Raw genomic sequence first — 2,309 nt, forward strand, 5'->3', positions numbered from 1 at the left:
CCGCAACGCCGAAAAGATATGCCGACCAACCGTATGAGTGATCCGCACAGTCGTAACCCTTGCGTAACCCTTGCGAACTACCGTAAAGCTTTGCGTTATAAAACTAAAAGGAGGTATGGTGTAGAACTGTCCTGGCTATGGCCTGGCGCCTCGATGGACAGACCAACCCCGGATTGATTAATAAACTCTAATGTAGGAAAAATTACCCATCCTTGGCCGGCGATGGGCTATAGCCGTTGTTGTACCACGTTTACAGGTCAAAACCAATATTTATTTGGACCATAATGGGCCAAATATTACCATTCCCCTCCGTGTCAAAATAATATTGCGGCCCGACATCGAACAGAAGATGAAGATTCTTGCTGAATTTTCTTTGAATTCCCCAAGTGGGCCCGATAGCAAAATCAAAATCAGAAGTACGCCCTACATTTTCTGCAATGGACGGGCCTCGGCTGACCAGACGAAGCGAGAAAAAATTCGCGGAATTATTCTCCGTTGTTTTATTTCTTCCTGATCTTTTTTCAAAATTGTAGAACCATTTATGCTGAAGATCTAGAAACGGCGAAATGATGTAGATAAAGCCGCTGTCATTGAATGTGAGATCAGGATAACCCCCTCCGTAACCTATACCGAGCCCGGCAGAAAATGTTGCGTTATCACTTGTGGGTAATTCAATTTCGGCTCCAGGATTTAAAATGTTAACTCGAAAGACTTTTTGAGTTTGCGCTGAGATAATAAAGCTCGATAAAAGTAAGATGGGAATTATAAATTTCTTCATATTCTTAAATGTGGTACAACTGTTCCGGCTATGGTTTGGCGCCTGAGGGCACCAGCCTTCCGTTTTGTTTTGTGAATCCCTAAAATAGCAAATAAACCCAAACCTCAGAGGGCGATGAACCATAGCCGTTGTTACCTACCGTATATTCTTTTTAATTTTCCGAAATGCCTTTTTATTTATATTGATAATAATGACGCCATACATTGCCCTCCAACCATAGTCATTCACAGATTTTTCTGGATTAACAAGAGCTATGCTGCTTGTCATTGACAACGTAATATTTTCAGGAATTTTGTTTTCTTTGAGTAGCACACCATTGATAATAATCATAGGTTTTTGCGAGATTGAATCCACATCTCTTATTGTAACTTTTGTCCCAGGTTCTGAGTGAGAGGTATTTATGAGTTTACTAATGATGGAGTCTTTATTTATTTTGGTATAACTAAGTTTGTCATAAACAGAACTTTCTAGATACTCACGTAAACTCAAATCACTGGCCAGTTCTTTCCATTCATTTAATTCTTGCCCTACAACAACATTTGAAAAGAATAATAGAAATAAGAATAAGAATTTCCCCATATGGTAGGTAACGGTTCCGGCTATGGTTTGGCGCCTGGAGGCGCTTGCCTTCCGTCTTGTTTTTGTTATTCCCTAAAATAGCAAATATTCCCAGACCTAAGGGGGCGATGAACCATAGCCGTTGTTGTGGTACGTTTTTTTAGTAGGCCCTCCACAAATAGATATTCGCAAGAATAAAGGTTAAAGCTATACACAATGCAAAGGAGTATATCATCCATTTTGTTGATTTAAAGATCATTCTTACGGTGAACCATACATTGAGAAATACAACCAAAACCATCAGTATTAACAGATAATAATAGTCATTGAGCATATTCAATTCGTTATTATATTCTTCTAATCCTAGTGGGAGTATAGACACTATGGTAACAAACCTTGAGATAACAGCAATTAGAGCCCAGAAGTATAAGAGTGTATATGTTTGACTTAGTTTAGCGTAAATCCTAGATCTGGCTCTACTAAGATCTAAATTTGTTAGCCAAATAGTGATAGAAATGGATAACCCAAGAACTGAACTAATTGCTGCAAAAAAATAGGAATAAAACCGACGTTCTTTTGCCTGAAGATGAATTTCATTTCCCAAAGAACCTGCTAAATATTCCATTAGTTCTTCAAAATGACTAAAGCAAATAGCCAGTAAAACAGAACTACTCAGGCCAAATAATACTCCGATCCAAAATTTACTTTTCCCAATTTCCTTTATCGAAATATGTGGTTTTTGAATCTTATGTTTTATCATTCAAAAGAGGTCACTTACAATGTACCACAACGGTTCCGGCTATGGTTTGGCGCCTGTACGCCCAAGCCTTCCGTCTTGTTTTTGTGAATCCCTAAAATAGCAAATAATCCCAGACCTCAGAGGGCGATGAACCATAGCCGTTGTTGTGCCTAGTTGTTTTTTAAATCCACCTTATGTTTTTCAGAAAGACATGGTTCCGCAAATTCTAGGATA

At 38.7% G+C, this 2,309-nt stretch carries 3 protein-coding genes; all 3 read right to left on the minus strand.

The window, feature by feature from the left end:
• Window positions 1-250 precede the first annotated feature (250 nt).
• Complete coding sequence (locus tag GWK09_RS14815; protein WP_163694249.1) at window positions 251-778, minus strand: hypothetical protein; 528 nt, start codon at window positions 776-778, stop codon at window positions 251-253.
• Window positions 779-913: 135 nt separating this feature from the next.
• Entirely contained in the window at window positions 914-1,357 is a 444-nt protein-coding gene (locus GWK09_RS14820) for a hypothetical protein (protein WP_163694250.1), read from the minus strand.
• A gap of 139 nt (window positions 1,358-1,496) precedes the next feature.
• Window positions 1,497-2,096 (minus strand): hypothetical protein, encoded by a 600-nt coding sequence (locus GWK09_RS14995; RefSeq protein ID WP_204260490.1) that lies wholly within the window; start codon window positions 2,094-2,096, stop codon window positions 1,497-1,499.
• Window positions 2,097-2,309 lie beyond the last annotated feature (213 nt).

Origin of the sequence: Muriicola jejuensis (assembly GCF_010671595.1) — a bacterium.
Lineage (GTDB): Bacteria > Bacteroidota > Bacteroidia > Flavobacteriales > Flavobacteriaceae > Muriicola > Muriicola jejuensis.